This window comes from Acidimicrobiales bacterium (assembly GCA_034521975.1).
Lineage (GTDB): Bacteria > Actinomycetota > Acidimicrobiia > Acidimicrobiales > SKKL01 > SKKL01.
The window spans coordinates 87,437-110,904 of sequence record JAXHLR010000004.1; the positions used below are offsets into that span (position 1 = coordinate 87,437).

19 protein-coding genes, 1 tRNA gene and 1 riboswitch are annotated in these 23,468 nt (G+C 70.2%); of the genes, 6 read left to right on the top strand and 14 right to left on the bottom strand.

Annotated features, from left to right (window positions below; genetic code table 11):
- Positions 1 to 30: 30 nt before the first annotated feature.
- The 5 genes from U5K29_04840 to U5K29_04860 all read right to left on the bottom strand — a co-directional run bounded on the left by U5K29_04840 (position 31) and on the right by U5K29_04860 (position 5,915).
- Positions 31 to 1,083 carry an ABC transporter ATP-binding protein gene (locus tag U5K29_04840; GenBank protein MDZ7677856.1) on the bottom strand — a complete coding sequence of 351 codons (1,053 nt, stop codon included), beginning with the start codon at positions 1,081 to 1,083 and terminating at the stop codon, positions 31 to 33.
- A complete protein-coding gene (locus U5K29_04845) occupies positions 1,080 to 2,792 on the bottom strand; it encodes an iron ABC transporter permease (GenBank protein ID MDZ7677857.1) in 1,713 nt (570 codons plus the stop codon). The genes U5K29_04840 and U5K29_04845 overlap by 4 nt, the downstream gene beginning before the upstream one ends.
- Positions 2,768 to 3,838 carry a thiamine ABC transporter substrate-binding protein gene (locus U5K29_04850; protein MDZ7677858.1) on the bottom strand — a complete coding sequence of 357 codons (1,071 nt, stop codon included), beginning with the start codon at positions 3,836 to 3,838 and terminating at the stop codon, positions 2,768 to 2,770. The genes U5K29_04845 and U5K29_04850 overlap by 25 nt, the downstream gene beginning before the upstream one ends.
- On the bottom strand, positions 3,835 to 4,554 hold the full coding sequence (locus U5K29_04855; GenBank protein MDZ7677859.1) for a thiamine diphosphokinase: 720 nt from the start codon (positions 4,552 to 4,554) through the stop codon (positions 3,835 to 3,837). Before U5K29_04855 ends, U5K29_04850 begins: the two co-directional genes overlap by 4 nt.
- A gap of 37 nt (positions 4,555 to 4,591) precedes the next feature.
- A riboswitch (TPP riboswitch) is annotated at positions 4,592 to 4,701 on the bottom strand.
- A 14-nt stretch (positions 4,702 to 4,715) separates the two neighbouring features.
- Positions 4,716 to 5,915 (bottom strand): acyl-CoA dehydrogenase family protein, encoded by a 1,200-nt coding sequence (locus tag U5K29_04860; protein ID MDZ7677860.1) that lies wholly within the window; start codon positions 5,913 to 5,915, stop codon positions 4,716 to 4,718.
- 64 nt (positions 5,916 to 5,979) lie between these two features.
- Here U5K29_04860 and folE point away from each other — a divergent pair, with 64 nt between their 5' ends.
- A complete protein-coding gene (gene folE / locus U5K29_04865; GenBank protein MDZ7677861.1) occupies positions 5,980 to 6,636 on the top strand; it encodes a GTP cyclohydrolase I FolE in 657 nt (218 codons plus the stop codon).
- A gap of 29 nt (positions 6,637 to 6,665) precedes the next feature.
- Here folE and U5K29_04870 read toward each other — a convergent pair whose 3' ends face one another.
- The 3 genes from U5K29_04870 to U5K29_04880 form a co-directional block, all read right to left on the bottom strand.
- Positions 6,666 to 9,056: an EAL domain-containing protein gene (locus tag U5K29_04870; protein MDZ7677862.1), complete on the bottom strand. Its 2,391-nt coding sequence runs from the start codon at positions 9,054 to 9,056 to the stop codon at positions 6,666 to 6,668.
- Between the two features lie 139 nt (positions 9,057 to 9,195).
- Positions 9,196 to 9,858: an NUDIX domain-containing protein gene (locus tag U5K29_04875; GenBank protein ID MDZ7677863.1), complete on the bottom strand. Its 663-nt coding sequence runs from the start codon at positions 9,856 to 9,858 to the stop codon at positions 9,196 to 9,198.
- On the bottom strand, positions 9,855 to 11,090 hold the full coding sequence (locus U5K29_04880) for an LCP family protein (GenBank protein MDZ7677864.1): 1,236 nt from the start codon (positions 11,088 to 11,090) through the stop codon (positions 9,855 to 9,857). Before U5K29_04880 ends, U5K29_04875 begins: the two co-directional genes overlap by 4 nt.
- Before the next feature lie 71 nt (positions 11,091 to 11,161).
- Here U5K29_04880 and coaD point away from each other — a divergent pair, with 71 nt between their 5' ends.
- On the top strand, positions 11,162 to 11,638 hold the full coding sequence (coaD, locus tag U5K29_04885; GenBank protein MDZ7677865.1) for a pantetheine-phosphate adenylyltransferase: 477 nt from the start codon (positions 11,162 to 11,164) through the stop codon (positions 11,636 to 11,638).
- Positions 11,639 to 11,685: 47 nt separating this feature from the next.
- On the opposite strand, the gene U5K29_04890 is transcribed toward coaD, so the two are convergent.
- The 5 genes from U5K29_04890 to U5K29_04910 all read right to left on the bottom strand — a co-directional run bounded on the left by U5K29_04890 (position 11,686) and on the right by U5K29_04910 (position 15,853).
- Positions 11,686 to 11,760: transfer RNA gene (locus tag U5K29_04890), tRNA-Val, on the bottom strand.
- A 48-nt stretch (positions 11,761 to 11,808) separates the two neighbouring features.
- A complete protein-coding gene (locus U5K29_04895; GenBank protein MDZ7677866.1) occupies positions 11,809 to 12,741 on the bottom strand; it encodes an aldo/keto reductase in 933 nt (310 codons plus the stop codon).
- Between the two features lie 62 nt (positions 12,742 to 12,803).
- Complete coding sequence (locus tag U5K29_04900; GenBank protein MDZ7677867.1) at positions 12,804 to 14,207, bottom strand: amidase; 1,404 nt, start codon at positions 14,205 to 14,207, stop codon at positions 12,804 to 12,806.
- Between the two features lie 69 nt (positions 14,208 to 14,276).
- Positions 14,277 to 14,915: a J domain-containing protein gene (locus U5K29_04905; GenBank protein MDZ7677868.1), complete on the bottom strand. Its 639-nt coding sequence runs from the start codon at positions 14,913 to 14,915 to the stop codon at positions 14,277 to 14,279.
- A gap of 353 nt (positions 14,916 to 15,268) precedes the next feature.
- Positions 15,269 to 15,853, bottom strand: a complete 585-nt coding sequence (locus U5K29_04910) for a TetR/AcrR family transcriptional regulator (GenBank protein ID MDZ7677869.1) — start codon at positions 15,851 to 15,853, stop codon at positions 15,269 to 15,271.
- A gap of 48 nt (positions 15,854 to 15,901) precedes the next feature.
- Between U5K29_04910 and U5K29_04915 the strand changes: the two genes are divergently transcribed.
- From U5K29_04915 to U5K29_04930, 4 genes are read left to right on the top strand one after another with little or no spacing between them, the layout of a single operon-like run.
- Positions 15,902 to 18,223 carry an HAD-IB family hydrolase gene (locus U5K29_04915; GenBank protein ID MDZ7677870.1) on the top strand — a complete coding sequence of 774 codons (2,322 nt, stop codon included), beginning with the start codon at positions 15,902 to 15,904 and terminating at the stop codon, positions 18,221 to 18,223.
- Positions 18,220 to 19,416 carry a zinc-binding dehydrogenase gene (locus U5K29_04920; protein ID MDZ7677871.1) on the top strand — a complete coding sequence of 399 codons (1,197 nt, stop codon included), beginning with the start codon at positions 18,220 to 18,222 and terminating at the stop codon, positions 19,414 to 19,416. Before U5K29_04915 ends, U5K29_04920 begins: the two co-directional genes overlap by 4 nt.
- On the top strand, positions 19,413 to 21,020 hold the full coding sequence (locus tag U5K29_04925; GenBank protein MDZ7677872.1) for a lactate racemase domain-containing protein: 1,608 nt from the start codon (positions 19,413 to 19,415) through the stop codon (positions 21,018 to 21,020). Before U5K29_04920 ends, U5K29_04925 begins: the two co-directional genes overlap by 4 nt.
- Before the next feature lie 31 nt (positions 21,021 to 21,051).
- Positions 21,052 to 21,975, top strand: a complete 924-nt coding sequence (locus tag U5K29_04930) for a lysophospholipid acyltransferase family protein (GenBank protein MDZ7677873.1) — start codon at positions 21,052 to 21,054, stop codon at positions 21,973 to 21,975.
- Positions 21,976 to 22,080: 105 nt separating this feature from the next.
- Here the strand turns inward: U5K29_04930 and U5K29_04935 are convergent, their stop codons facing one another.
- On the bottom strand, positions 22,081 to 23,223 hold the full coding sequence (locus U5K29_04935) for a DUF2510 domain-containing protein (protein MDZ7677874.1): 1,143 nt from the start codon (positions 23,221 to 23,223) through the stop codon (positions 22,081 to 22,083).
- Positions 23,224 to 23,468: the final 245 nt, after the last annotated feature.

A 23,468-nucleotide genomic window follows, 5' to 3' on the forward strand; every position in this document is an offset into this window, starting at 1 on the left:
GGTGGCTCCATTGTGCCGCAGTGCGGTGGCTCACGACGCGGGCGGCACCACCACCGGTCGCCCGACCATGACCAGCGTGATCGGCGCTCCCACCGCGGGAACCGCGCCGGCTCGATCGGCCACGCTGACCTCGACCGGTGGGTCACCCGAGTCGTCGATCGCCACCCGGGCCAGGAGGTGGTCTCCCCGGAAGGTGCGCCCGACCACGACTCCACCGATGCCGTCGATGCCGTCGTTCCCGTCGTCGGCAACGGTGAGCGTGTCGGGTCGCACCACCAGCTCTCCGGCTCCGGTCACCCCACCGGGATCGGCCGCCACCGGCCCCCACGGGGCCAGCACCGTTCCGTCACCGTCCACCGACACGCGAACGAGCGCGACGGGCCCGACGATGCGAGCCACCGCCGCGTCGGTCGGGCGCCTCCACACCTCTTCGGCCGGACCGACCTGGGCGATCTCCCCTTCGCGCATGACCACGATGCGGTCGCCGGTGGCGAAGGCCTCGGCTTGGTCGTGGGTCACGTGCACAACCGACGCTCCGCTGCGTCGCAGGACCCCGGCCAGATCCTCGAGGAGACGGTCCCGGAGCGCGCGGTCGAGCGACCCCAGCGGCTCGTCGAGCAGGAGCACCGACGGTCGGGGAGCCAGCGCACGAGCCAGCGCCACGCGCTGGCGCTCACCGCCGGAGAGCCCGTCGATCTCCCGGCGGTCGAACCCGGCCAAACCCACCAGATCGAGCACCTCGGCCACACGGGTGGAGATCTCGGACTTGGACCAGTGCGCCATGCGCAACCCGAACGCCACGTTGCCGCCGACGTCGCGGTGCGGGAACAGGGCGTGGTCCTGGAACATCAGCCCGATCCCGCGCTTGTGGGGCGCGACACCGGTGATGTCGACCCCGTCGACCACCACCCGACCACTGCTCGGGGCCGCCAGGCCGGCGATCACCCGCAACAACGTCGTCTTGCCGCTGCCACTGGGCCCCAGCACCGCCACCACCTCGTGGTCGGCCAACTCGAGGTCGACCTCGGACAGGATGGAGGCTCCCGCGATGTCGACGCTCACCGACTCGACACGCAGGCTCACGACCCGACCGACCTCGGGCGCAGACGCGAGATGGCGAGCAGCGAAGCGGTGGTCAGCACCATCAGGATCGTCGACAAGGCCATGGCCTGGCCGATGCTCGCCGCACCCGGTCGTCCCAGCAAACGGACGATCGCGACCGGCACCGTCGGCATGTCGGCCCGGGCGAGGAAGATGGTCGCCCCGAACTCGCCGAGGGAGATGGCGAACGCGAACCCCGCCGCCACGCCGAGCGCCCGACCCACCAGCGGCAGGTCGACCTCACGCCACACCCTGGCCGGCGACGCACCGAGGGCGGCGGCGGCCTCGCGCAGCCGTTGATCGATCGACAACAGCACCGGCAGGATGACCCTCACCACGAACGGCACCGCCACCAGCGCCTGGGCCATGGGGACCAGCAGACGGGAGTCTCGAAAGTCGAGCGGCGGCGAGTCGAGCGAGATGAGGAACCCGAATCCGACGGTGACCGCCGACACCCCGAGCGGGAGCAGCAACACCACGTCGAACGCTCTCGACACCGCTCCCCTGCCGCGGGCCACCACGACCGACGCCAATCCCCCCACGGTGATCGCCACCGCGGTGGCGATCACCGCGAACAGCAGCGAGTTGCGCACGGCCTCGATCCCGGCGACGCCGAGGACCGACGCGTCGGGGTCGAACAACATGTCGTACCAGCGGGCGCTCCACCCGTCGGGCGTGCGCAGCGACCGGCTCACCAGCATCGCCAGCGGCGAACCGAGCAGCACCGCGAGGACCGTCAGCGAGGCGGCCAGGAACAGACGGTGCGACACGGCCTCTGGAGGGCGGGCCGCCCCGCTGGGTGCGGTGAGGGGCTGTTGCACCGCCGCCCCCTGCTGGCGGCGCGCCCCGAAGGCCAGCAGCGTTGCCACGATCGCGAGCTGGATGAGGGCCAGGACCGCAGCCACCGGAAGGTTCAACAACAGGGCGGTCTGGCGGTGGATCTCGACCTCGAGCGTGGAGTACCGGGGTCCACCGAGCAGCAGCACCACCCCGAACGAGGTGAAGGTGAAGAGGAACACGATGCCCGCGGCGGACATCACCGCCGACCGTGCAAGTGGCCACAGGACCTCGATGGCACTGCGCACCCGACCCGCCCCGAGGCTGGCAGCAGCATCCTCGAGATGGGGATCGAGCTGTTCGAGCAAGCCACCGACCACCCGCACCACCACCGACACGTTGAAGAACACGTGGGCGATGAAGATGGCCGCCAACGAAGCGCGCAGGTCCATCGGCGCCGAGCCGAACAGGTTCCCGACGGGGCCACTGACCGGACCGCCCGGGCCCAGCAGGGCGAGGAACGCGGTGGCCACCACCACGGTCGGCAGCACGAAGGGAACCATGATGGCGGCCTGCAGCAGCCGACGCCCCCGGAACTCGAAGCGCGCCAACGCGTAGGCGACGGGGAGCGCCACCACCAGGGTCAACACCGTCGACACCACCGCCTGCCAGAGGGTGAACCACACCACGCCCCGGAGGGCGGGATCGCCCAGCACGTCGGCGACGACGCCGAGCTCCCACCGACCCCCGGGCCGTAGACCCATGGTGACGATCGAGGCGACGGGCACGACGAAGAAGATGGCGAGGAACGCGGCGGGGACCGCCGCCAGGCTGAGACTGGCGGCGGTCCCGAGCCGCGGTGCCCGCGTCCTGAGTCGCGGCGACCCGTTCAGCGCAGCACCACGTCGGTCCACTCCCGGATCCACTCCTCGCGCTCGGCCTCGATCAGCTCGGGATCGAGCTGGTAGGGATCGGACGGGGAGGTGGCGTAGCGGTCGAACAGCTCGGGAAGCTCCACGGTGTCGACCGCGGGGAACACGAACATCGACAGCGGGATCTCGGCCTGGAACTCGTCGCTCAGGAGAAAGTCGATCAGCTCACCGCCGCCGTCGGGGTTCTCGGCGTTGGCCAGCACGCCGGCGAACTCGATCTGGCGGGTGCAGGTCGATTCGATGGTGCCGGTCGGACCTTGTTCGGGCAGCGGATCCTCGTCGGGGACCTCGAAGGGTGGGCTGGTGCCATAGGAGTTGACCAGTGGCCGGTCGCCCTCGCTCGAGGGTCCCGAGAACCAGCTGTAGTAGGCGTCGGTCCACCCGTCGGTGACCTCGACCCCGTTGTCGCGAAGCGCGGCCCAGTAGTCGAGCCAGCCGTCCTCTCCGTACTCGGCGATGGTGGCGGTCAGGAACTTGAGGCCAGGGGTTGACGATGCCGGGTTCTGGGTGACGAACAGTCCCTCGTAGGCCGGGTCGGTCAGGTCGTCGAGCGAGGTGGGGACCTCGAGGCCCTCGGACTCGAACCACTCGGCGTCGTAGTTGACACACACCGGACCGTGGTCGATCGGGGTGACCCGGTGCTCGTCGTCGAGCCGCAGCTCCGCGGGCACGCGGTCGAGCCCCTCCGCCTCATGAGGCTCGAACAGGTCGGCGTCGAGCGCGCGCGACAGCGTGGCGTCGTCGACACCGAAGAACACGTCGCCCTGGGGGTTGTCGACGGTGAGGATGGCCTGGTTCAGCGCCTCGACGGCGTCGCCTCCGGGCCGGACGGTGAGGGTCAGACCGGTCTCGTCCTCGAACTCGGCGACCAGCTCGTCGCTGATCTGGAACGAGTCGTGGGAGACCAGGACCACCTCGCCGGGGTCGGGGTCCGAGGTGCAACCGGCGAGCACCCCGACGAGCAGGGCGAGCGCGAGCATCGGGGCCCGGCGAAGCAGCCGTGGGGATGGATGGATGGGAGAGGTCACGTCGGTGTTCCTTCTGGTGGTCGTTCGGGTGGAGGTGCGACGCTGATGGCGGGTCCGGGGAGCACGGCGAGCAGCACCCCGGCCTCGACGGTGATCTCGGCCTCGGGGTCGACGAGCGCGTTGCTCACACCTCGGCTGGAGCCCGGATCGAGCTGCTCGCCGGCCAACGGGTAGAGCAGTCCCGTGGTGGTGATGCCCGTCGCCGGACCGTTCACCGCCAGCAGCGTCACGGTCTCGCCGGGTTCGCCGCGGATGCGAGCGTGCCGGCGAACCACGTGGAGCCGGGCCAGGGCGTCATAGGCCACCAGATCGAGCGACTGGTACCTGGGTGAGGCCATCACCAAGGCGTTGGCGAGCAGGTGGTCGAGGCGACCACCTCCGCCGCCGATCACCGCCGCGCTCGAGGCGCCGAGCGAACGTGCCGCGTCGAGCGCCAGCTCGAAGTCGGTGGCGTCCTTGGCGATGGGATGACGATGGACCTGCGCCCCCTGTCGTTCCGCCCGCTCGAGACCGTCGGCGGTGACCGAGTCGAAGTCGCCGATGGCGAGATCGACCACCAGTCCCAACCGGTGGGCCTGGTCGACACCGGAGTCGGCGGCGATGACCACATCGTGGGCGGGGATGCCCGCGGCGTGCTCGATGGCGACGGCGTCGCCTCCGAGCACGATCAGTGCCCTGCGCACGCCGGCGCCATCGGCAACTGCGGGTCTGCTCACGTCGTGGTCCAGTCGGTCGGGTGACAGGGAACGACGGAACGTGAACTGAGTGCCTCCCTGCGCCGGCATGACCCGGTTCAGGTTCAGACGGTCGGAGGCCTTGACCTCCCTCTCAGCCCGACGCTTCGGGCTCCCGTGGTGATGGTGAGTGTAGCGGCTGGCTAGCTGAACGCGGCGATGCCGGTGATGGCCTGGCCGAGCACGAGGGTGTGGATCTCGTTGGTGCCCTCGTAGGTGTAGACCGACTCGAGGTTGTTCATGTGGCGGATGACCGGGTACTCGAGCGTGATGCCGTTGGCGCCCAGCACGCTGCGCGCTTCACGGGCGATCTCGAGCGCCTGGCGCACGTTGTCCATCTTGCCGAAGCTCACCTGGGCCGAGGTGAGCAGGCCCTGGTCCTTGAGGCGCCCGAGGTGGATCGCCACCAGCGTGGAACGGTTGACCGCCACCATCATCTCGACCAGCTTGCGCTGGGTGAGCTGGAACCCCGCGATCGGCGTCCCGAACTGGATCCGCTCCTTCGAGTACTCCAGAGCGGCCTCGTAGCAGGCCCGCGCCGAACCGGCGGCACCGAAGAGGATGCCGAACCGCGCCTCGTTCAAACACGACAGCGGGCCCTTCATGCCCGCGACCCCGGGCAGGACGGCGTCGGCGGGCAGACGCAGATCGTCGAACACCAGCTCGGAGGTGACCGATGCCCTCAGTGACGCCTTGAGGTGGATGTCGTTGGCGCTGAACCCCGGGGTGTCGGTCGGGACCACGAACCCACGAACCCCATCGTCGGTGCGGGCCCACACGACCGCCACGTCGGCGATGCTGCCGTTGGTGATCCACATCTTCGAGCCGTTGAGGATCCAGTCGCCACCGGCGTCCTGTTTGGCGTGGGTGCGCATGCTCGCGGGGTCGCTACCCGAGTCCGGCTCGGTGAGCCCGAAGCACCCGATGGCCTCGCCCGAGGCCATGCGGGGCAGCCAGGTCTGCTTCTGCTCGTCGGAGCCGTAGGCCCAGATGGGGAACATGGCCAGCGACCCCTGCACCGACACGAAGCTGCGCAGCCCGCTGTCTCCGGCTTCGAGCTCGAGGCACGCCAAGCCGTAGGACACGGCGTTGGTACCTGCGCAGCCGTAGCCCTGCAGGTGCATCCCCAACAGCCCGAGCTCGCCCATGACCGGAGCCAGCTCGCGGGCGGGGAAGGTCCCCTGGTCGTACCACTCGCCCACCGCGGGCAGGATCCGGTCGGCGACGAACTGGCGCACGGTGTCGCGGATCTGGCGCTCCTCGTCGGCGAGCAGATCGTCGAGCACCAGGAAATCGTGCGGATCGTCGCCGCCGACCCGGGTCAGATGTGGAGTCTCGGTCATGGGTCGACGATATCGCTTCGCGGCTGTCGGGGAGATACCGTCGATGCCCACAGGAGGAAACGCCGTGACCGGCACATCGACACCATCTGGGCGCCCCACAACAGCGGGGCCCCTTCGCAGCCCGACGAGCCCGAACGGATCCGACCCGATCGACCGGCCACGCGTCGCCGCGGCGGTCCGCGAGCTGCTGCTCGCCGTCGGCGAGGACCCCGACCGCGACGGGCTGATCCGCACGCCGGACCGGGTCGCGGAGATGTACGCCGAGATCCTGTCGGGCATCCACGACGATCCGTCCCGGCACCTCGAGGTCATGTTCGAGGCCGACCACGACGAGATGATCATGGTCCGCGACATCAGCTTCTCCTCGATCTGCGAGCACCACCTCATACCCTTCATCGGCAGGGCCCACGTCGCCTATGTGCCCGGCGACGACGGTCGCATCACCGGGCTGTCCAAGCTGGCTCGCCTGGTCGACGGGTTCGCCCGCCGTCCGCAGGTCCAGGAGCGGCTGACCTCCCAGGTGGCCGACTGCCTCATGGAGCGGTTGGCACCACGCGGCACCCTGGTCGTGGTCGAGGCCGAGCATCTCTGCATGACGATGCGCGGCATCCGCAAGCCCGGCTCGGTGACGGTCACCTCCGCGGTCCGCGGCCTGTTCCGCGAGGATCAGGCCACCCGGGCCGAGGCCATGAACCTGATCGGGTTCAGCCGGGACCGCTGACCGCACCTGCTGCCGGTCCCTGCCGGCGGTCAGGTGTCGAGCACGTCGCGAAGGATCTCCGGCAACGGCCCGGCGACGGCGAACAGGTGTCCCTGCCCGAATCGGGCGCCCAGCTGCAACAGCAACTCGTGCTGTTGCGGCGTCTCGACCCCCTTCACCACGGCGTTGATGCCCAGCTGATCGGTCAGTGCCAACAGGTGCTCGACGATGCGGGCCGAGGTGGAGTCGAAGGTCATGGTCGCGGTGAAGGTCGGGCAGGTCTTCACCCAGCTCAGCGGCAGGTCCCGCAACAGATCGAGCGACGAGCCCCTCGCCCCGAAATCGTCCAGCGCCAGCCCCACCCCCGCGTGGTGGAGGGCCTGGGCGGTGCGGCCGACGGTCTCGACATCGTCGTCGACCTGGGTCCCGTTGAACTCGACCACCAGCGAGCTCGGGGAGAGTCCGCTCGACTCGATCAGGTCGAGCACCGAATCCACGATGCCGGGCATCGCCAGCTCGTGGGTGGACAGGTTGAGAAACCACAGACGATCACGACCGGTCGCCTCTCGGGTCTGAACGGCGCCGCGCACGACCTCGGCCCGCACATGGGTACCAAGGTCGTGGATCAAGCCCGTCTGTTCCGCCATGTCGATGAACTCCGCAGCCGGGAGCCCTCGCGAGCCACGTGTCCACCGCACCAGGCTCTCGAAGCCGACTGGGCGCCCCGAGGCCAACTCCACGATCGGCTGGAAGTGGACCGCAAGGTCGCCCCGTTCCAGCGCATGGTGCAGGGCCCGCTCGTCGTCGAGGTGGATGTTCTCGGTGCGCCGTAGCGCTGAAGCGAACACCACCGGGTGTCCGATGCCCCGGCGCTTCGACTCGTACATGGCCGCGTCGGCCCGGGCGACGATCTCATCGGCGTCGATGGCGTCGTGGCCCGACCAGGCGACGCCGACGCTGGCTCGCAGATCGACGGTCCTGCCCTTCAGGGTGACCTCTCGCCTCACGACCGCAGCCACCCGGTCGGCGATCTCGACCACCTCCTCGGGGTTCGAGACGCTGGGGCACACGACGAGGAACTCGTCCCCGCCGATGCGTCCCACCAGGTCGTCGCCCCGCACCGCGCTGCGGATCCGGTCGGCGGCGATGACCAACAGCTCGTCGCCCGCGGCGTGACCGAGCTCGTCGTTGATCGCCTTGAAACGGTCCAGGTCGATGAACACCACGCCGATCCGCTCGCCCGGACCGACGATGGTCTCCTCGAGGATGCGCATCACCGACGAGCGGTTGTAGCAGCGGGTGAGCGCGTCGTAGGTGGCCCGCTCCTCCAGCTGGGTGCGCAGACGGACGCTCTCGGTCACATCCGCGATCGTGAGGATGGCGGCGTTGACGGTCCCGTCGTCTTCGGTGAGGGACCGCAGGCTGACGTGGCACAGGCGGGACTCGCCGGTGCCGGGCAGGCGCAGGCTCACCTCGATCTCGCCGTCGGTCCCCTCGAGGGCGTCGTCGATGGCGATGCGGAGGTCATCCCAGTCGGGTCGTGCCACGGTCCGGAACTGGTCCTCGATGGTCGATGCCGCGTCCACGCCGAGGATCTCGTGCAAGCGCTCGTTGGTGTAGAGCACCTGGCGTGGCGCATTGATGTGCAACAGCCCGGTGGGGAGCGCCTCGGCCAGGCGGTTGAGCAGCTGCTCACGGGCACGCAACGCCTCGTGAGCCGCCATCTCGTCGGAGATGTCGATCATCTGGCCGTACACGTCGTGGTGATCGGGTTCGTCGAGCCGGTTGGTGTTGAGGAACTCCATCCAGACGTAGGAGCCGTCCTTGCGGAGGTGGCGCAGGCGCGTGCGCTGACCGTCGCCGGTCGAGGCGAGCATCGACATCCAGTTCTCGATCGCCCGGTCCTGGTCGTCGGGGTGGATCACGTCGAGCCCCCGCTTGCCGACGAGCTCCTCGGGCTCCCATCCCAGGATCTTGGTGATGTCGGGGTCGACCTCGATGAACTCGGCCGCCTCGGACTTGCGGGTCCAGGTGACACGGGGCACCAGCGGCGGCGCCTCGGCGATCGCCTCCATGACCTCGGTCCCCTTCGGGGCCAGCACCACGCACATGAACACGCCCCAGCGTTCGCGTACGTCGAAGAACTGGATCGTCACGGTCTCGTCGGGCGTACCCGCCAGATGGACCTGGCCACGCGCCGCGCCGACCTTGCGGACCCGCTCCCAGGCGTCGAGGATCACGACTCGGTCGGCGGGGACGACGATGTCGATCGCCGACCGGAACCGCATCACGCGGTGGCCGGCGCCTCCCAGGTCGGGCGGCATGGGCACGAAGATCCCCTCGGAGTTGATCGCCGAGATCAGCGCGTCCGGGTTCTGCTCGAGGACCGCGAGCAGCGCGGTCTCGAGTTGGCGGGAGTCGAAGAGCGATGGGTCACTCACATCCTCTTCATCGGCAGCCACCGGGGTGGCGTGACGACTCACCCGCACCAGGTCCGCGCAATGATGCGATCGAACCAGGGCCATCCGAACCATCAGTAGGGGGACGACCCGGTGCGAGCCCCGCCGTGGCCCGACCGACTCAGATCGACAAGTGCACCTCGCCCGCGGCGCACCGCTGGGCCAGGCCGAGCACCGTGGCCCAGTACCCGGACCCGCTGCCGTCGCCAGCACCAGTCGAGGAGGGCTCGGGCACGAACGAGTCGACCGACACGGCCGTGCGAACCAGCTGACCGGATCTCGACAACTCCATCAGGTCCACTGTCACACGCCTTCCCGCGAACAGCTCCACCCCGTCGGCGATGCGGAGCTCGGCCACCGACGCGACCTCGGCCCGATCGGGTGCGTACTCGGTCACCGGCCGGTCATCGACGGCGAGGTGCACGTGGCACAGCTCGCGGTTGAGACCCTCGGGTGTGTGGTCGACCATCCGGCGCACCCCGAGGCTCACCAGCGCCGACGCATCGATCTCCACACCCAGCTCCTCATGCAATTCCCGGAGCCCCTCCACCGGAGATTCGCCGGCCTCCAGGTGCCCGGTCGCGCTCAGATCGAACAGCCCGGGGAAGGTCACCTTGTCGTGTGCCCTCCGTTGCAGGATCGCCGCCGGCCCCTCCGGCCGGGGAGCGATGATGAGCAGATGGAACACACGGTGCCACCATCCCTCGGCGTGGGCGGTCGCCCGGTCGAGGACGCCTCGGTGGCGGCCCGCCTCGTCGTAGACGTCGATCAGCTCGCTGCTCACCGGCGGAACCCGGCGATGACCGCCTCGGCCTCGGGCTGGACCAGTCCCAGCACCGATGCGCCCCTGCTGGTGGTGTAGCCGTAGACGGGGAGCTCGACCGACTCGGGCTCGAGCCCGCGCATCCGACGGGCGAAGCCCAGCGCGTCGAACAGGCCCATGCGGTCGTCGATCCGCAGACCCCCCGCCACGGCGCTGCTCACCCGCATGAGCTCGACGGGGTTGCGGGTGGAGCCGACGTCGCTCATCACGGCGCGGAGGAAGCGCTGCTGACGCTGCACCCGCCCCAGGTCGGCGGTCGGGTCGACGCGCCAGGCCCCGTCGATCAGCTCGGTGTATCGACGTGATCGGACATAGGCCAGCGCCTGGCTGCCATCGAGGACGACCTCACCCGCCTCGGGCTGGTCGAACCCCGAGTTGGGGTCCCGGGCCGGGTGGGGGATCTCGATGGTGACCCCACCGACGGCGTCGACCATCCCGGCAAAGGTCACGAAGTCGACCTCGACGTAGTGGTGGACGGGGATCCCCAGACCCTGCACGGTCTCGATCAGCGACGCCGGGCCGTCGCGGTAGGCGGCGTTGATCCGGCCCTGGCTCCCATCGACCCTGGTCACCCACAGGTCGCGGGGGATCGAGACCATGCGGGCGCCGTCGCCGGTCGTCCGGAGGACCAGCATCGTGTCGGACCGCTCGGCGGTGTCGGCCGTCGTGCCGTCACCGAGCACCGCTCCGGCCGTCGGATCGTCGGGATCGAACCCGTCCCGGGTGTCGGAGCCGACGATCAGGTAGTTGGTGCCGCTTCCACCGGTCGACGACAGCACGTGCGCGACGTCGATCCGCTCCATGCGTTGGAACTGCCAGACCCCGTAGAGCACGAACACCAGCACCAGTGAGACGAGACCCAGCCCGGCGATGGTGACGACCCGCAACGGGGTGATGCGTCGGCGACGCCGCTTGGGCCCAACCGGCCGCTTGGGCCCATCCGGCGGAGCGGCGGGAGGATCCGTCCGAGGCGCGGGGGGAGCAACGGCATCGGCAGGCACGAAGTACTGACGCGGGGCCGTGGCGAGCTCGCGCTCGGACGCGCCGTCGGGGTCGGGACCAGCCGGCTGGGGGTCGTCGGGATCGGGTGGCCGGGCCGCGTCCTGGTCGCGCTCGCTCCCCCACCCGGAGGGCACCGGGGGTCGGGACGCGCCGCTCGCGGCATCGCGCTGGTCGTCGGACGACGGGGTCACAGCCGTGCATCGTACGGGCACCGCACCGGTCACCCGAGTCATCTCGGGCGGTGCCGTTCTACAGTCTGGACATGAGCACGGCGTTGTACCCGGGGTCGTTCGACCCGTTCCACCTCGGACACCTCAGCGTCGTCGAGCAGGTCGCACCCCGCGTCGAGCACCTCGTGGTGGCTGCGGTCGCCAACCCGACCAAGACCGGACTGCTCGACCTCGACACCCGGGCCGTGCTCATCGCTCGTTCGGTCGATCACCTCCCCAACGTCGACGCCATCGCCTTCGAGGGCCTCGTCGCCGACCTCGTGACCGATCTGGGGGCAGAGATGCTGATCAGGGGACTGGGTGAGGGGACCGACGAGCTGTCGATGACGGCCGCCGACGAGCGCCTCGCCGACGTCGAGACCGTGATGGTTGCGCCCGCAGCGGGCCTCGGCCACATCGCCTCACGTCACATCCGTGCAGCGGTCGCCGCCGGCCGCGCTGCAGGACTGTCGAACCAGGTGCCCCAGGCGGTGCTCGCGGGTCTGATGGGGCTGCACATCCGACGTTGAACGCGACGCCGGGAGGGTGCAGCTCGCACCCTCTCCATGCGCCGTCGTGGTGGGCGATAGTGGTTTCGAACCACTGGCCTCTGCCGTGTGAAGGCAGCGCTCTCCCACTGAGCTAATCGCCCGTGCGAGGCACTGACTCTAGCGCGAGCGGCGGGCGCGACCGAACCGGGTCACCCGGCGAGCGCCGCCACCTCGGTCCGCTGCTCCGGGGTGAGACGCCACGATCCGGCGGCCGCGTTGCTGTTGACCTGTTCGGGCTTGGTGGCTCCGGCGATGACCGACGCGACGACCTCCTCGGACAGCAACCATCCGATCGCCAGCTCGAGCAAGGACCGATCGTGGTCGGCCGCGTAGGCACGCAGCCGTTCGACCGCCTCGAGACGCTTGTCGTTGAGGAACCGCTCGCGCCGGTCGGCCGGCATCATCGCCAGCCGGCTGTCGTCGGGCGCGTCGCCCGTTGCCGACACCTTGCCGGTGAGCAGTCCGGACTCGAGCGGGAAGTAGGGCACGAGCGCGATGTCGTGGCGGCGACAGGCGTCGATGACGCCGACCTCGGGCTCGCGATGCAGCACGCTGAAGCGGTTCTGCACCGAAGCGAAGCTGGCCCATCCCTCGTTGGCAGCGATGCTGGCGCTCTGGTCGAGCTGGGACGCATCGAAGTTCGAACAACCGATCTCGACCACCTTGCCCTGGACCACCAGCTCGTTGAGCGCCCCCATGGTCTCGGCCAGGGGCACATCGGGGTCGGGACGGTGGTACTGGTAGTGGTCGATCCGGTCGGTGCCCAGCCGCCCGAGCGAGTTCTCGACCGCCTGGGCCATCCAGTCGGGATGGCCGCCCGACAACAACCCGTCGGGGCTCCCCATGGCGCCGAACTTGGTGGCGATGACCACCTCGTCGCGGCGGTTGCCGAGGGCGATCCCGAGCAGCTCCTCGGACCGGGTGTCGCCATAGACGTCGGCGGTGTCGAAGTAGGTGATCCCGGCGTCGAGGGCGGCGTCCACCACCGCGGTGGTGTCGTCCTGGCCGATGCGCATCCCGAAGTTGTTGCAGCCGAGGCCGATCACCGACACCTCGAGCTGTCCGATCTGGCGCGTGTCCATGGATCCCCTCCTGCGGCGCTGGTGGCTGACCCTACCCCTCCGATGCCGAAGCGGTCGGACGGTCACCCGATGGGTGCGAGCTGGTCCATCGCCAGGAGGTCCTCGATCGAGGCCAGGGCCTGCAGCACGGTGAGGTCCTCGCGCTGGCGGCCGATCACCTGGAGCCCGATCGGCAGCCCGCCGCGGGTGAACCCGCAGTTCACCGTGCCGGCAGGGTTGCGGGACAGGTTCACGAACGGGGTGAAGGTGACCCAGCCGGCGGTCTCCTCGCCGTTCACCGTCCCCTGGTGGTCGATCACCGGTGCCTGGCCCGCCACGGTGGGACAGAGCAGCACCGGGGCGTGGGGGAAGGCCACGGTCTCGAGGCGGTGGTTGACCAGGTGGCAGGCATCGATCGCCCGGACGACGTCGACCGCGGTGAGGCGCTCCCCGTAGTCGATCAGCGATCGCAGTTGGGGATCGATCAGATCCCATTGCGGGGTGCCACGGAGGTGACCCTGGGATCGGGCACGGGCGGCACACCACAGCTGGAACCAGTGCAGCGTGGGATCCTCGTCGAAGATCTCCTCGAGCTCGATGACCTCGGTGCCCGCCTCGGCGAGCTCCTGCACCGCAGCCTCGACCGCACCCGCCACCTCGTCATCGACCGACGCGAACCCGAGCGTCCGCGAGAACACCACCCGCTCGGGACGTTCGACCTCCTCGAGCTGGGGATGCCAGGGATCGTGCAACCCGGGGAAGCTGAACAGGTCGGTGTGGTCGGGACCGACGCAGGCATCGAGGGCCAGGACGGCGTCGCGGATGGTGCGGGTCATCGGTCCACGGGAGCTCAGCACCGTGGCCGCAGGCGGTGTCGGGCCACCGTTGGGGACACGACCCTGTGAGGTCTTGATGCCACTCAGCCCGCACAGCGCCGAGGGGATCCGGATCGAGCCACCGGCATCGGAGCCGGTGGCCAGGGGCACCATTCCGCTCGCGATCGCGGCCGCGGACCCGCCCGAGGACCCACCCGCGTTGCGGGCCGGGTCCCAGGGATTGCGGGTCGGGCCGAACGTCAGGTTGTCGGTGATCCCCGCGAACCCGTGCTCAGGAGTGTTGGTCTTGCCGACCACCACCGCACCGGCGGCCCGCAACCGAGCGACCAGCAACGAGTCCTCGACCGCCGGCGGATCGTGGGCGTGGACACCAGACCCGAAGGTGGTGACGAACCCCGCCGCGTGCTCGAGGTCCTTCACCCCGATCGGGATGCCCGCCAGTGGACCCACCTGCTCGCCCGACACGATCCACTCGTCGAGCCGAGCCGCGTCGGCCAGGGCCCGCTCGTCGTCCACCGCACAGAACGCTCCGAGCTCGGGGTTGAGGGCCTCGATGCGCTCGAGGGCGTGGCTCACCAGCTCGCGGGCGGACACCTCGCGTGACTGCACCTGGGTGGCGAGCTCGGCAACGGTCTCACGTCGGAAGTCCATGACGCCGCAGGGTAGGGCCTCCCTCCCCGGTGCGCCCGCCGGCGGCGGGCCAGCACCCCCGGGCGACGGTCACGGCGTTGCCCGTACCTCGGTGCCGGGTTCGGTGCAGGCCAGCACCTCCTGGTGACGAATGAGCCATTCGACCGTCCCGTCGGGGCAGGCGGCGCCGGTTGAGGCCTGGGCCACGATCACGCCCTCGTGCGGCACCGTGAAGCAGTCCACGACGATGGTGGCACCGCCCGCCTGCTGGATGCACGAACCCCGCAGGTCCCGCACCGTCACCATCGGCGCGTCGCCCCCGGTCCCGTCGCCGTCGTCGCGGCCCGAGCCGGCATAGGCGGTGAACACGAAGATCGCTGCCAGCACCACCAGCAGCGCGATCCACGGGACGATCCCTGCGACCGAAGCCAGGCACCCGATCGGAGGCGGGTGCTGATGCAGCGGGGGCGGGCGCTCCGCACCGTATGACGTGGCCGGACTCGCGTACCCCTGGCGCGATCGACCGGCCAGCTCCCGATCGTGGGCTGCCCTGCGATCGGGGTCGCTGAGCACCGCCCACGCCTCGTTCACCCTCGCCATCTCCGCCGATCGCCGGTCAGCGGAGCGGGCCGGGTCCCCGTGCCGATGGTCCGGGTGCAGCTCGCGAGCCAGGGCGCGGTAGCGGAGCCTGATCTGGTCGATCCCCGCCTCGGGGTCGACGCCCAGCACCTCGTAGTGGGATCGCGCGATGGGTCAAGGGTAGGGCCGGCCTCAGTCGCAACAGGAGTCGCGGAACCCACATCGCACACACCGGAAGTGAGCGTGCTCGGGCTGCCACCCGTCGACCGAGTCGCAGTTGGGGCATTGAGGGAAGGTGCCGCGCGGATCGCGGCAGGCGACGGGTGCAGGGCGGTCCATGGCCGCCACCGTAGGCGGCTCGCCTCCTCCCAGAGCGGACCCCTCGAGCGGTCTCCGCCAGCGATTGCGCGGATCCGTCCTGCCCAACGGGATGTTGTGTCGCGGGACGAGGCCGCGCACTCGCGATGCGAGCCGCGGCGATGCACTGTCAGGCGGGGGCGACGTCAGGCGGGGGCGAGGGCGGACCGCAAGAAGGCCAGCAGCTCGCGGCGACGAACGACCATCGCCCGCAGCGAGGGATCGACACCCAGCGCCCGTTGCACCTCGACCTCGGTGGCCACGCCGATCACCGTCGAGTAGGCCGACAGCAGCACCAGCCGCGGGTCGGTCGTGCGCATGGTGCCGGCGCCCATCTCGGCCTCGAGGAACTCCCGGGCCCGCTGCACCAGCGGGTCGAGGGCCTCGGTGAGGCGAACCGACCACGGCGGGCCCAATCGGCTGACCTCCCGCAGCAGGCCGAGCAGGGCCGGACGCCGAAGGGCGATGCGAAACACCGCCCGCACCACGGACTCGACCCGGTTCCACCCCGGCCCCGCCCGCGACAGCGCCGACTCGAGTGCACCGGACAGCTCGGCGGCCGAGCGGTCGATGACCGCCTCGAGGAGCACCTCCTTGGATGGGTACCAGTACAGGATGGTCTGCTTGCGGATCCCCAGCTCGGTGGCGAGCGCGTCGAGTGAGGTAGCGTCATAGCCGCGTGTCCCGAACGACTGCGCGGCAGCGTCGAGGACCCGGTCGGCGGTGCGCACGGGGCCCGACGATAGCGGGCTCTCTACCATCTGGTAGACAATAGGGCTGTGATCGCCGACCAGCTCACCGGGCGCCGCATCGCCGTCACCGGCTCCACCGGATTCCTCGGCACCGCCCTGGTCGAACGCCTCCTGCGATCGGTGCCCGGGTGCGAGCTCGTGCTGTTGCTGCGCCCCGGCCGCATGCGCACCGTCGAGCAGCGGGCGCAGCGGGAGATCTTCAAGAACGACGCCTTCGACCGGCTTCGAGGCGACCTCGGCCCCGCCGGCTTCGACGAGATGATCGGGTCCCGGGTGACGGTGATCCGCGGCGACGTCGGCACCGACGGGCTCGGACTCGACGACGACGGTCGCGCGACCCTGGCCAGCTGCGACATCGTCATCCACTCGGCGGCAACCGTCGCCTTCGACTCCCCGCTCGACGGCGCGGTCGAGGTGAACCTGCTCGGCCCCACCCGCATCGCCGAGACCCTGCACGATCTCGGCGTCGCCCCCCACATGGTGACGGTCTCCACCTGCTATGTGGCGGGCAACCACCGGGGCGACGCCCACGAGGTTCCGGTCGAGGAGTCGCCGTTCTTCGTCGACATCCCCTGGCGGCGCGAGGTCGACGCCGCCCGCCGCAACCGCTCCGACCTCGAGGCGCGGAGCCGGCGCCCCGACCGCCTGGCCCGCTTCCACGACGATGCGCGCGGCGAGCTCGGTGCGGCCGGCATCCCGCTCCTGTCGGCCAAAGCCGAGCAGTACCGCACCCGCTGGGTCACCGACCAGATGGTCGACGCCGGCCGCTCCCGTGCCCGGTCGTTGGGGTTCCCCGACGTCTACTCCTACACCAAGGCGTTGGGAGAACGTGCCCTCGCCGAGTCCAAGGGCGACGTACCGGTCACGGTGGTGCGCCCGTCGATCATCGAGTCAGCACTGGCCGAGCCCACTCCCGGGTGGATCCGGGGGTTCCGCATGGCCGAGCCGGTCATCATCTCCTACGCGCGGGGACTGCTCACCCAGTTCCCCGGTGTGCCCGAGGGCATCGTCGACGTGATCCCCGTCGACCTGGTGGTGGCGGCCATCATCAGCTGCGCCGCCCAGCCCCCCGAGTCCACGCCCCCGGTCGTCCAGGTCGCCTCGGGCTCCACCAACCCGATGCGGTACCGGCGCCTCATCAACCTCATCGAGTCGTACTTCACCGAGCACCCGGTCTATGACACGACCGGCCAGCCGATCGCGGTGCCCGAGTGGCGGTTCCCGGTCCGTGGCAAGGTCGAATCGCAGCTGGGACGGGCCAAGGTGGTCATCGACAAGGCCGAGCGGGTGCTCGAGGCCTTCCCGCTCCGCGGCAAGCAGGCAGAGCTGTCGGCCACGCTCGAGTCGCGCAAGGAAGAGGTCGAGCGCGCCTTCACCTATGTCGAGCTCTACGGCGCCTACGCCGAGTGCGAGGCCATCTACACCGTCGACGAGCTCCTCTCGATGTGGGAACGACTCGACGACACCGATCGCCGCGAGTTCGCCTTCGATCCGCGCATCATCGACTGGGACCACTACGCCACCGACATCCATCTCCCGTCGGTGGTCGAACACGCCCGGGTCAAGACCACCCCGGGCGCCAAGACCGGACCCACCCGCACCGACCGGCTCCGCAAGCAGGTTCTGTCGCCCGAGCGGCACATGGCGGCGTTCGACCTCGAGAACACCCTCATCGCCTCCAACGTCGTCACCTCCTACGCCTGGCTCGCCTCGCGCCGCCTGCCCAACGAGGACAAGGTGCGCCTCGCCGCCAAGCTGCTCCGCGAGGCGCCGCAGCTGCTGACCCTCGACCGCAAGGACCGGACCGACTTCCTGCGCTACTTCTACCGCCGCTACCAGGGAGCCTCCGTGGACCAGATGGCCGAGGACTCCACCGAGCTGCTCAGCGCCGTCATCTTGGCCAAGTCGTTCCCCGCCGGAATCCGCAGGGTCCGTGAGCACCGTGCGCTCGGACATCGCACGGTGTTGATCACCGGCGCCCTCGACTTCGTGGTCGAACCGCTGCGCCCCCTGTTCGACGACATCGTCGCCGCCGAGATGACCGTCCGCGACGGCCGCTACACCGGCGAACTGGTCAAGGTGCCGCCCACCGGCGAGGCGCGAGCCCAGGCCATGGCCGACTATGCCACCGCCGAGGGACTCGACCTGGCCGATTCGGTCGCCTACGCCGACTCGGCCTCGGATCTGCCCATGCTCGAAGCGGTGGGGTTCCCGGTCGCGGTCAACCCCGAGACCCGCCTGGCGTCGCTGGCCCGCAGGCGGGGTTGGCTCGTCGAGCAGTTCCCGAAGGCCAGCGCGACCGCCCCACTGCTGCCCCTCGCCCCGACCCGAGCGGGGGTGAGACGGTGAAGGCCCTGGAGTTCTCCCGCAACCTCCCCCGGTACGCCGCGGCCCGGGTCGCCGGCTCGATCATCGCCGGCCGTGGGGCGGGGCCCGGACCCCTGTCGTTGGTCGACGTCGATCCCCCCGGGCTCCCTGGACCGGACTGGGTCCGGGTGCGCCCCCGCCTGGCCGGCATCTGCGGCTCGGACCTGGCCACGATCGACGGGCGCAGCTCGGCCTACTTCGAGCCGATCGTATCGTTCCCGTTCGTGCCAGGACACGAGGTCGTCGGCGATCTGGACGACGGCACGCGCGTGGTGATCGAACCGGTGCTCGGCTGTGTCACCCGTGGCATCGAGCCGCCGTGCGATGCCTGCTCCCGTGGCGACCTCGGCAACTGCGAACGCATCAATCACGGACGGATCGAGCCGGGACTGCAATCGGGCTTCTGCTGCGACACCGGCGGTGGTTGGTCGACCCTCATGGTTGCCCACCGGTCGCAGCTGCACCCGATCCCCGACGAGCTCGACGACGACGCCGCGGTGCTGGTCGAACCAACGGCCTGCGCTGTCCACGCGGCCCTCCGGGGTGCGGTGGCGGCAGGCGACACCGTGGCGGTGCTCGGCGCCGGCACCCTCGGCCTGCTCACCGTTGCGGCGCTGCGACGCCACACCGATGCAGGCACCATCATCGTGGCTGCCCGCTATCCCGATCAGGCGAACCTCGCCCGGCTCCTCGGCGCCGACGTGGTCGTGGGCTCCGACGAGTGGCGGCGCGCGGTGCGCCGCGTCACCGGCAGCCACGCCGTGGGCGACGGCTCGATCGACCGGCTCACCGGCGGCGCGCACGCCGTGTTCGACTGCGTCGGATCGAGCCACAGTCTCACCGAGAGCCTGGCGGTGGTCCGGCCCCGTGGCCGCGTGGTGATGGTGGGGATGCCCGGTGCGGTCACCGTCGACCTCACCGGCCTGTGGCACCGCGAGATCGAACTCGTCGGCGCCTACGCCTACGGCACCGAGCTCACCGCCGACGGCCCCCGCCGCACCTTCGACCTCGCCTTCGAACTGGTGCGCCACGCCGACCTCGGCCGACTGGTGTCGGCCACCTACCCCCTCGCTCGCTACCGCGACGCCATCGAGCACGCGGCCAACGCCGGGCCCCGAGGTGCCGCGAAGGTCGCCTTCGACCTGCGCGACGAAAAGGAGCGCAACCGCCTATGACCCGCCGCAGCCCACGCCCGGGCTTCGTCCTCGACGTCGACCGTTCGACCCCGCCCATCGTGTTCCATCACGGCGAGGGCTTCCGGCTCGAGAAGCTGCCCCCTGGCCGGTCCCGGGTCGTCTACCCGGCCGAGCCACTGCGCGGGCTCGACGATCCCGAGGCCGCCATCCGCCACGCGCTGTTGAACCCTCACGGCGAGTCCGAGCCACTGCCGGCCCTGCTGTTTCCGGGGATGAAGCTCACCATCGCCTTCGACGACGTCTCCCTGCCGCTGCCGCCCATGCGCCGGCCCGACATCCGCCAGCGGATCATCGAGGCGGTCCTCGACCTGGCGGCCGAGGCCGGGGTCGACGACGTGCACCTCATCGCCGCGCTCGCCCTGCACCGACGCATGACCGAAGGTGAGCTGCGACACGCCGTGGGCGATCGGGTCTATGACGCCTTCGCGCCGCGGAACCTGCTCTACAACCACGACGCCGAGGACCCCGACGGCATGGTGATCCTCGGCCAGACCGGCCACGGTGAAGACGTCGAGATGAACCGCCGGGCCGCCGAGAGCGACCTGGTGGTGTACGTGAACATCAACATCGTGGCCATGGACGGCGGCCACAAGAGCACCGCGACGGGTCTGGCCGGCTACGCGGGTGTGCGCCCGCACCACAACCCGAAGACCATGACCCAGTCCAAGTCGTTCATGGACCAGACCAGCTCGGAGCTGCACAAGAGCAACTGGCGCCAGGGCGACGTCATCCGCGACGCCGGGGTCAAGATCTTCCAGATCGAGACCACGATCAACAACAACACCTTCGGCCGCACCGGCCCGATGTCGATGCTGCAGAAGCGCGAGTGGGAGTGGACGACCCGCGACCGGGCGGCGTTCATCGCCATGCAGAACGGGCTCGGCGTCCTCCCCGCCCGTCGCCGCCGCCAGATCTTCCACTCGTGGGAGGCGCCCTACGAGATGACCTCGGTGCAGGCGGGCGAGGTCGAGGCGGTCCACCGGGTGACCACCGAGAACGTCTACCGCCAACACCTGGTGCCGGTCGAGGGCCAGACCGACGTGCTCACCATGGGGCTGCCCTACATCTGCCCCTACAACGTCGACTCGATCATGAACCCCATCCTGGTCATGTGTCTGGGGCTGGGGTACTTCTTCAACCTCTACAAGGGGCGCCCGCTGGTGCGCGAGGGCGGCGTGTTGATCATGAGCCACCCCACCCCGTGGGAGTTCCACCCGGTCCACCACCCGAGCTACATCGACTTCTTCGAACAGGTCCTGGCCGACACCACCGATCCGGTGGAGATCGAGGCGAAGTACGAGAAGCAGTACGCCGAGGACGAGTGGTACCGCCACCTGTACCGCACCAGCTACGCCTACCACGGCGTGCACCCGTTCTACATGTGGTACTGGGGAGCACACGCGCTCGAGCATCTTGGCCGGGTCATCATCGTGGGCGGCGACGTGCGAGCGGTGCGACGCATGGGCTTCAGCTCGGCGTCGACGCTGCAGGACGCGCTCGAGATGGCCACCGACGTGGTCGGCCCCCGACCCACGATCACCCACTTCCACAACCCACCGATCCTCATGGCCGACGTGACATGAGCCCGGCGGCATCGACCCGGGGGGCTCGCCGATGAGCGCGAGCGCACGCACCCTGGCCCGCGTGGTCCGTCGCGTGCCGTTTCCCTATCGCGCCCCCACCACCCCGCGGGGGGTCGAGCCCCCACCCCAGCGTCGACGCACCGGATCCGACTTCCCCACCGAGTGGGCCCGCCGGTACCCCGCCCGGCTGACCCGCCTGGCGCTGCTCGAAGCCGTGATGCGCCCGATGATCGCCGGGATGGCCCCACCCCAGCGGCGGGGCCTCGACCACCTCGACCGTCTCGAGGGACCGCTCATCTTCGCCGCCAACCACCACAGCCACATCGACACGCCGCTCATGCTCACCTCGATCCCCGAGCCCTGGCGCCACCGCACGTTCGTCGGCGCGGCGGCCGACTACTTCTTCGGCAACCGGGTGAGCGGCACGTTCTCGGCCCTGGCCCTGAACGCGGTACCCATCGAACGGACCAGGATCTCCCGCGACAGCGCGGACCGCGCCGCCGCGCTGATCGAGGACGGATGGAGCCTGGTGATCTTCCCCGAGGGCGGGAGGAGCCCCGACGGCTGGGGCCAGGACTACCGCGGCGGCGCCGCCTACCTGGCCCTGCGCTGTGGCGTGCCGATCGTCCCCGTGCACCTGGCGGGCACCGGTCGGGTGCTGGCCAAGGGAGACAACCGCCCCACGAGGTCGGCGACGACGGTCACCTTCGGACCGCCCATCGTTCCCACCGACAGCGACGACACCCGCAGACTGGCCGCTCGACTCGAACAGGCCGTGGCCGAGCTGGCCGACGAGACCACCACCGACTGGTGGCAGGCGCGGCGCCGGGCCGCCGCCGGCGCCACACCGGCGCTCTCCGGCCCCCAGGCCGCAGGATGGCGCCGGGCCTGGGCTCTCGGCGAGCGCGACCCGGATCGCCGACGCACGCGGCGCCGGTGGCCACGCTTGGACTGACCGCGCTCGAGACGGCCACGCCGCGGAACCTGGCTCGGACGCGATCGAGGCGGCTCCCGTGGCGCGGGAACCGCCTCGATCACCAACCTTGGTGGAGCGAGCGGACTAGTCGACGCACCACACGCCGTCGCGACCGCGCCCGGCGCAGGTGTCGCCGAACTCCTCGTACTCCGAACCGAACTCGGAGCTGCGGTAGAGCTCGTCGCAGGCCTCGTCGTCACCGGCATCGCAGGCGTCCCACAGGACGTCGAGCTCGGGATTGTCGCCGTAGGTGTCGCCGGGCAGAAGTCCGAAGTCGCCGCCACCACCGCCGGAGCCCTCATCGAGCTGGGTGGGGTCGATGTCGCACTCTTCGAACAGCTCGAAGGCCATCCCCATCGAGTCGGGGTCGGTGAAGGAGTCGGGATCGGAGAGCATGTCCTCGAACTGCTCGTCGGAGAACCCTTCGAACATGCCCGTGAGGAAGCACTCGGCCTGGTCGGGGGTGATGCCCATCTCGGCGGCCATCTCCGAGGCCATCATCTCCATCATCGCCGGCGGGAACTCCATGTTCCCGCTGCTACCACCGGCGTCCTCGGTGGTGTCGGTGGTGTCGTCCTCGGTGGTGTCGGTGGTGTCGTCCTCGGTGGTGTCGGTGGTGTCGTCACCCGAGGTCGGGTCGACGTCGCACTCGTCGAAGGCGTCGAAGATGACCAGCAGCTGCTCGTCGGTGGGATCGTCACCGCGCTCGATCGCATCGGCGATGTCGGCGATGTCTCCCGAGTCGGTGAGCTCGTCGGCCACGCATCCGGCCTGGGCGGCGCTGAGCCCCATCTCGGAGCGCAGGCTGGAGATGACCTCGCCACGCAACTCCTCGTCGACGCCGTCATCGTCGGAGAGCACGAGGAACCAGACCAGGGCGCCGATGATGAGGGCCAGGATCACGATGCCGCCGATGATCGCCGCCATGTTGCCACCCGAGCCGTTGGGCTGTTCGGGAGGTGGACCGGCGGGTCCGCCGGGCCCGCCACCACCCGGTGGAGGCGGCGACGGTGATGCCGGCATCGCCGCAGTGGGATCCGACGCGCCGGCCGCGCCCCAACCGGCGGGCTCGGTTCCAGCCGCGGCTCCACCCGGATCCGCGCTGGGCGGATCGGTGGAGAGCGCCCCGTCGTTGGACACATGATCGGACCACTGGGAACCGTCCCAGTAGCGGTACTGGTGACGCCCGAAGGGATCGGGCTGCCACGATCCGGACTGTTCGCTCACTCGGACCCTCCACGTCGTTCGGCTGGCTGCGCAGGCTAGCACCCCACCACTGTGCGTGACCGGACATCCGAGCCGTGGGAACGTGCTGATTCGGATCGTTGCGGCTCACCCGCTACGATGCTCCAACCCCGGATCGGGGCATTGGCAACGGCGCCTCTGCTGACGACGACGTCGGCACTCACGGTTTGCTCGACACAGTGACGTGTCGAGGCTGGCCGCTCCGATCACCGCACCCCGCCCCGGCG

Bases quoted from the DNA above. Each gene is read 5' to 3' on its own strand.
- U5K29_04895 (MDZ7677866.1), bottom strand. From the start codon at position 12,741: ATGGACACGCGCCAGATCGGACAGCTCGAGGTGTCGGTGATCGGCCTC.
- U5K29_04925 (MDZ7677872.1), top strand. From the start codon at position 19,413: ATGACCCGCCGCAGCCCACGCCCGGGCTTCGTCCTCGACGTCGACCGT.
- coaD (MDZ7677865.1), top strand. From the start codon at position 11,162: ATGAGCACGGCGTTGTACCCGGGGTCGTTCGACCCGTTCCACCTCGGA.
- U5K29_04930 (MDZ7677873.1), top strand. From the start codon at position 21,052: ATGAGCGCGAGCGCACGCACCCTGGCCCGCGTGGTCCGTCGCGTGCCG.
- U5K29_04860 (MDZ7677860.1), bottom strand. From the start codon at position 5,915: ATGACCGAGACTCCACATCTGACCCGGGTCGGCGGCGACGATCCGCAC.
- U5K29_04900 (MDZ7677867.1), bottom strand. From the start codon at position 14,207: ATGGACTTCCGACGTGAGACCGTTGCCGAGCTCGCCACCCAGGTGCAG.